Origin of the sequence: Hymenobacter algoricola (assembly GCF_039539525.1) — a bacterium.
Lineage (GTDB): Bacteria > Bacteroidota > Bacteroidia > Cytophagales > Hymenobacteraceae > Hymenobacter > Hymenobacter algoricola.
In genome coordinates, this window is the sequence record NZ_BAABDH010000025.1 from 1 (window position 1) to 6,635 (window position 6,635).

Annotated in this window: 5 protein-coding genes; 2 read left to right on the forward strand and 3 right to left on the reverse strand. The window is 57.6% G+C overall.

The features are described from left to right. Positions 1-541: Riean_0653 family protein (locus tag ABD842_RS08085; RefSeq protein WP_345112417.1), on the forward strand; the 541-nt coding region annotated here is incomplete at its 5' end. A gap of 48 nt (positions 542-589) precedes the next feature. Then, positions 590-1,441, forward strand: coding sequence for a hypothetical protein (locus tag ABD842_RS08090; RefSeq protein WP_345112419.1), 852 nt, complete (start codon positions 590-592; stop codon positions 1,439-1,441). A gap of 459 nt (positions 1,442-1,900) precedes the next feature. On the opposite strand, the gene ABD842_RS08095 is transcribed toward ABD842_RS08090, so the two are convergent. The 3 genes from ABD842_RS08095 to ABD842_RS08105 are packed head-to-tail and all read right to left on the reverse strand — an operon-like array spanning position 1,901 to position 6,476. Next, positions 1,901-4,042: a galactose oxidase early set domain-containing protein gene (locus tag ABD842_RS08095; protein ID WP_345112421.1), complete on the reverse strand. Its 2,142-nt coding sequence runs from the start codon at positions 4,040-4,042 to the stop codon at positions 1,901-1,903. A gap of 31 nt (positions 4,043-4,073) precedes the next feature. Next, positions 4,074-5,795, reverse strand: a complete 1,722-nt coding sequence (locus ABD842_RS08100) for a T9SS type A sorting domain-containing protein (RefSeq protein WP_345112423.1) — start codon at positions 5,793-5,795, stop codon at positions 4,074-4,076. 12 nt (positions 5,796-5,807) lie between these two features. Then, positions 5,808-6,476, reverse strand: coding sequence for a hypothetical protein (locus ABD842_RS08105; protein WP_345112425.1), 669 nt, complete (start codon positions 6,474-6,476; stop codon positions 5,808-5,810). Positions 6,477-6,635: the final 159 nt, after the last annotated feature.

Here is a 6,635-nt window from a genome sequence, read left to right on the forward strand (position 1 = left end):
TCTGATACTGATTCTACTGCTGGGCAGTGCCTGCAAAAAGGAAAAAACCGAACTCGATAAGCTGCCCGAAGCCACCCGTACAGGCCAGAATACCGGCGGCTGCCTCATCGATGGGCAAGCCTTTGTGGCTACGGGATGGGATGGCAACTTATTGTCTAATGGAATTCCGCCTTTAACTGGGGGCTTCTCTTTTGATAGTGCCTATATCGTCAATCTCTACGGACAACGAGGCGGCAGTAACGTGAAGATTATGCTTTATCTGCAAAACGATAAGCCTACTACTTACTTGCTGAATAAGAACACACAATATTATCCCCAAGGTAGTCCACGGGTCATACTCAATCACGCCACCTACTCCGAGTCCAATGCTGGCGGCGAGGTATATGTGACCAGCGCGCAACACACTGGCCAGGTGCTACTAACCAACGCCGACCTACGCACCGGCATCGGCTCGGGCACCTTTATGTTCACGGCTGCCAGTACGTTTGACCGCACCAAAACAATCACCGTTACCAACGGCCGCTTCGACCGCAAGCAGTAGCTGGCCGCTGGACTCCATTACATCTCCATTCTCCTTATCCATTCCTGTATGAAGCAACTCCTACTCCTTCTGCTCACTCTTGTGCTGGGCAGCCCCTTGCGGGCCCAGTCCTTAGCCGCCGCCAGTATAGGCCAGCCGCCCGTGGGGCTGGTGCCACCCGAGCCCCTCAGCGGCTGGCAGCGCCGCGCCGATAGCCTGCTGGCCCCACTCGACAAAACCCCGGTCACGGGCAGCGGCGGCACCAGCGTACTCTACGACCGGGTAGCCGGCCTGGCCTCGCTGGATGTATTCAACCTGGCCAGCAGCGACGCGGATACCTCCAGCTTCAGTCATTTTTTGCAGGCCTACTACGAGCTGCGCTGCGCCAGCTATGCCCCTGTGCCGGCCCTGCCCACCCGTGCCGACCTGCGCAGCACCAGCCAGCACTATGCCCGGCACGATACGGTCCTGATAGCAGCTCTACGCTACCGGCTACAGTATATTGACAGCAACGCCGTGCACAACAACCAGCTGCGCTGGGAAAACGTGATACCGAGCCGCCTGTTCGATATACCCAACCGGATCGGCTCGCCCTACAAAGACCGGGAAACTGCCATCGCGGCAGCCCTGACCGACAGCTTACAGAGCGGCACAGTGCGTTTCTACTTGCCGGCGGCTTTGTCGCTGGGCAACGCGGGCGTGGCCTTGCAGCAGGTGACCGTAGCTTTCGGCAACAACCAGCCCGAGCAGGTACTGATGCCGGGCCAATCTGCCCAGGTCTGGTACGATAGTCCCGGTCAGAAGACACTTCGCTACCGACTTCTATACGCAGACGGCCGCGAGTTCCTGACATACTCTACGCTGTACGTGCCGAAAGCCGCCTGTACCACCTGCCGGCCTCAGTCTGAGGGGTGTTGTTAAACAAATAGGGCAAAACCTCCGACTCAGGATTATAACTGCCTTATTTTCCTGATTAGCGCCCTGTTGGACAATATGTTATCCAGTATGTGGCCGGAACGATAGTCTTAACGTTCGTTTTCGCTAGCTTCTTTCGATGGCTTTAAGGGGCGTGTAAAANGCTGCACTACTTCAGCTGGACACTGCCAAACTGCGGCAGTTGGCTATAAGGAAAGTGCTAGTGACGGCAACAGATACTATCGACGCGGCCAGCTGGCCTGGGCCTAGTACTCGGGGAACAGGTAGCGCACGGTGCCCCGGTTGCATTCCTTACGCGTTGCTGGTTGAGTTGTATCAAGGGCTGAGAATCTCCGCGTCACTGAGCGTAACGAGCCAACCGGTAACCTCGGCCACGACGGCAGCGCGCTGGGGTCCACATTCAGCCTTATGGCTACGAGCTCTTGTCCGTGGGCGGCTTGGCGCTTAATTGCTCTTACGTACATTTTCAGTTGTATTCTGCCGGGGTAATTCGCCTGCTTGGGTACAGGCGGGAAAATAGCTGGTAAGCTGGGAACTCACTCCACAGCCGGGGCTACCGGTTAGCTCCACCGAAACTTGTGCCGTGGGCCCGTTGCTGCTCGTGGCTACATCGATACTGGGCTGGTTAGCCGCCAGGGTTTGTCCGTTCACCAGCCAAGTATAGGTAGTGCCTGCGCTGATGCCACTAACCGAAAACCGCGTCGTCCGGTCGCAAGGATTTTGGATGCTTCCCGCCGTTTGCGTTATCGTGGGGGAAGACTTGCAGGCACTGGCCCGGATCGAAAGTATGCTGGCCTGGGAAGGAGTGCCATTGGCATCCAGCACAAATAGCATATAGTGGCCGGGGGGACACTGACGGCTATCCGCGGGGGCCGTAAGACTGAGCGTCGTGCCAGTAGCAGCGGTGGGCGTTAGGGGTAGAAACCGCTGATTCATGTTAAAGGAGTGTGTCACGGACGAGAGGCGCACCAGCGTCACTTTGCCGAAACGCGCAATATCGCTGGCGCCGGGCACGGTAATGGTAAAGGACTGTCCAAATGCTACGGCTTGCGGGGCAGAGCTGATCTGGGGGCGCGTTAACCCCTGGCACAAGTACGGGGGCGTGAAGATTTCATAGTCCGGATGATCCTGGAAGACACCTCCCTGGCCGCCGCCGACTGACAGTACCGTAGCATCAGGTAGTAGCACGGCGGTGGAATGGTAGAGCCGGGGCACGTCCATAGCAGCCAGCGTGGTCCACGTGCCCCCAGGGGAACCAAAGGTAGGAGGTGTCCACAGCTCGGCGGGTAATACCGCGCTAATGTCGCTGTCGGAGCTATTGTCACGCATGCCGCCGGTAACGAGCACCGTGCCATCGGCCAGCAAGGTTGCATTGAGGTGCTTGCGTGCATAGCGCATAGAAGCTGTGGAGGTCGCCGGCAGGAAGGTGGCGACTCCTGAAGTCGTAATGTCGACATGCTCGGTGGTAGCGGTGATAGTATTGCCCAGGCCCCCGCCCAGGATCAGGATTTTACCCGGGGCATACATCACGGCCGAGCCGTATTCGCGGTAATGGCCATGCGGAGCCGGGTACAACGTACTGCCCCACTTGCCTGCTGCTGTAGTACCGATGGGGGCTGTCGTTGGATTCAAAAAACCGGTGTCTATGTTGGGGCCGGCGTTAAATACCTGTCCGTCGGGAGCCAGAAACATCCACGGATATAGTGGAAGTGGTCGTGAAGCATCTGGTAAATCCCCCCACGTGTTGCCGGCAGCGTGAAAGACCTCGGGAATCTCAGCTTGCACTGTCGTGCCCGTGCCGATTGGGCCACCGTACCGCTGCCCGGCTATGACCAGAACATCACCGTTACTGAGTGTGGTAGCGGTTGGGTACCAGCGCCGGTAACTCATGGGCTGCACGTTCGGCTGCCAAGGGGAGCTGGAAGTGGAATAATTGCCAGTGTAGTGAAAGAGGTTGCCGTCGCGAATACCGATGTAACCATTCACGTTACCAGATCCAGGTGGAATATAGTCAAGCCCGGGAAAATTTACTGGGTTCTGGGCGCCACTTCGATCTATTACTCCATCGGAATAATGCCCACCAACAACCAATAAGCGGCCATCCTCCAGCAAGGTATGGCCACTGCAAAAGATATTGCTGAAGGCATTGTCGAAATGACGGTAAACATCCGGGTATCGGTCAGACCCATTGCGTGCTGCTGGATTCGGATCCCAGTCATAAGCGTGGGACATCACGGTGGTTGCGCCAGGCATGTGGAAGTTATCATTATGGCCTTCCCAGCTGAGCACCTTGCCGTTGGGCAACACATGCGTATGAATACCGATCATGCCCGTTACGGCAGCGTTGGTACGCTTATAAGGTGTCCAAAGCAGGGGCCTTGACCACTTCCCATGGGTACTTTCGGGTAGTTGGATTTTCGCCTCGAAGCCTGCAGTGGTCGCTTCAAAGCCGGGCAACAAATCAATCCGCTCCTGAGCATACAGGTTGGTTGTAGTGGGGGTCGAGGCCTGTAGGGTGATCTGCTGGGCCTGGGCGCCAGCAGCCACACTAAGCAGGCTCAGCAGGATAAGGATGCGTCTAGTCATCGAATGAATCTGTTGCCGGATAAATAAACGGCTAGTTGATTACCAGGCGGGCCGTCTGATTCTGGCTGCGGAGCACGTACAAGCCTTTAGGCAGGGTGGCGGTATTTAGGCGCAGTGCCCCGGCCGGGGGCATGTGGGTACGGAGTACCACCCGGCCGAGCACATCCACCAGGTGCACGGCCTTCCCGGGCTGGGGGCCCAACACCCACGCCTCGCCCTGCCCGCTCGGGTTGGGCCATACCTGCCATGCGGCTGAGGATGCCGGTGAACGGGTGGCCAGTGGGCCGGGACCCTGGCGGGCCAGGAAGCCCGTGCTGCCCGTGCCGGCACTGGGCAGCGTGAAGGAGCCAAACTGGGCCGTGGGCTCATCGAAATAGCCGGCCAGCGTCAGGCGGTCTTGTCTGTCCAAAGCCATATCCTGCACTCGGCTAGGGGCCAAGGACTGGACGGTACGCCACCGACCAGTAGCGGCATCCAGCTGCCCTACTTTTTGGGCTAGGCTAATAGCTGGCCTCATTTCATCGAGAAAGCCTAGCACGTACACGCGCCCCTGCGTGTCCGTCATGACCTTGCTGACCTGCTCGAAGTAGGTGCCGCCGTTGCGGGTGGCCCACTGCCACTGGCCAGCGGTGTCGAGGCAAGCCACGAAGGCGTCAGGATAGTAGTTATTGGTATACGGCACCGGGGGCAGCGGATTCGGCAGCGGATATTGCGTGCTCAGGTTAAGGAGCACCGTGGCCCCAATGCGCATTGAGCGGTTGGTATAGCTGCCCGCCACATACAAATGACCCAGGCCGTCCGCGCTCAGTGTAGCCCCTTCTACCAGATTCTGGTGGGTCACGGCATCACCCTGCACGGCCCACTGCCACGTACCCGCCGCATTGGCTTTAGCTACGAACAGTTCGTAGGAGTAGCTAGGGGTACCCGGCACGCTTTGCGTGGTCAGCGTGGTAGCGCCAAAGGTGATCGAAGGACTCCGGAACGTGCCGGCCAGATAGAGGTTGTCCTGAGCATCAAGCAACAGATTGGCAATGCGGGCCTCAGGGTTTCCCAACGGACGCACCCATTGCCAGACACCGGCCGGGTTGAGCTGGGCCAGGAAATGCTGCCGACCGCTTACCGAGAAGGGGCCCGCATCGGCCGCGGTGCCGCCATTGAAGCCCAACAGGCACAAGTTGCCCGCCGAATTGACAACGGGGAGGTCCAGGTAATCGTCTCCCACACCACCCGCGCGGCGGGCCCACAGCCATTGGCCAGTGCTACCCTGCAGCTTGGCAATGAACCCCTCGCTACGGGCACTGGAGTTGAATAGCACGGGGCCACTGGTGCCAAACCGAATACTGTAGCTGGAGAACGAGCCGGCGACATACACGTCGCCAGCAGCATCTACTACCGGCTTGGTTATAACGGCCGCCTGATTATCGGCCATCTGCACGGCCCATAGGTAGTTGCCGTCCGCATCGAGCTTGGCTACGAAGTTGTCCGACGGAAAAGAATAAGAAGGCGCTTTCTGGGTGGCGGACAGCACGAATCCGCCCAGCGTGATAGTGCCATTGAAGCGGCCCGTGACGTAGGTGTTGCCCTGGCCATCGATGGTGACTTGCGCCGGCCCCCAGCCATAAGCGCCAATGCCGCTGGCACAGACCACCGCTCGGTCAAAGCTTTGCGCCTGGGCCGCATTAGTAGCGGATACAACAACGAGCATGCTCAGCAGCGTTGCCATAGCGTGCATACAGGATACGAAGCGTTTCATAGCCGAATAGGATTAGTGTTCGAGCTTCGTAACCCGTGCTTGCAGGGCCGCGTTTTCTTTCTGGAGCGCAATCAGATACAGTGTCAATTCCTCCACTTTCTTGAGTAGTAGCGCGTCCATGGTATTCAGGTCGAGCTCCTCCCGCTGGATGGTCGCGGCGGAGGGTATTTCCGGTAGGTGGCTATTTACTTGCACATACCGCTCTACCTCTGATAGCGCCGGAAGCTGGTACCCTTGGTGAAAGACGTAATCCGGCCACGGACTGTTGGGGGCTACCACGTAGACGGCCCGGGCCCCGATTTTTCCGCCTACGGCTAGCGTAAGGGTATTAATTCCTAGTGTACCAATATTGCCAATGCGCACCCGGTATGGGAAGTTCACGTCACCATTGGTTTCAAACTTCGTCGCGTTGTTCCATACTACCGGCGCACCCGGGGCTATATATAAGCCGGGAGCACTGGGACCTGCGTTCGGGGTATGCAGGATCCAGGGATTATTGCCCGTAAATACAAGGTCCCCCATCATATTCACGTTACCTGAGGGGTTGGCTGGACCCAAATCATAGCCACCTGCGTTAGCACCTCCTCCCACTACAACATTGCCTGAAACAGGCAGATCCTGGCTATGGGCTTTGACGATACTCAGACAAAATACAACACTGAGAAGTAGTAGTTTTTTCATGCAAACATAGATTGAGTTTCGATAGGCTGATGCAATATATAATTTAATATATACCAAGGGGCTTAGGAAGCAAATCGAGCTTAGAGGGGCCGTTGGCGAAGTTCTTTGAGCAAGACTTTATACACGTTTTCGTAGCGATGGTTGAAGCGAAATTCACAT

Bases quoted from the DNA above. Each gene is read 5' to 3' on its own strand.
- ABD842_RS08090 (WP_345112419.1), top strand. From the start codon at position 590: ATGAAGCAACTCCTACTCCTTCTGCTCACTCTTGTGCTGGGCAGCCCC.
- ABD842_RS08095 (WP_345112421.1), bottom strand. From the start codon at position 4,042: ATGACTAGACGCATCCTTATCCTGCTGAGCCTGCTTAGTGTGGCTGCT.
- ABD842_RS08100 (WP_345112423.1), bottom strand. From the start codon at position 5,795: ATGAAACGCTTCGTATCCTGTATGCACGCTATGGCAACGCTGCTGAGC.
- ABD842_RS08105 (WP_345112425.1), bottom strand. From the start codon at position 6,476: ATGAAAAAACTACTACTTCTCAGTGTTGTATTTTGTCTGAGTATCGTC.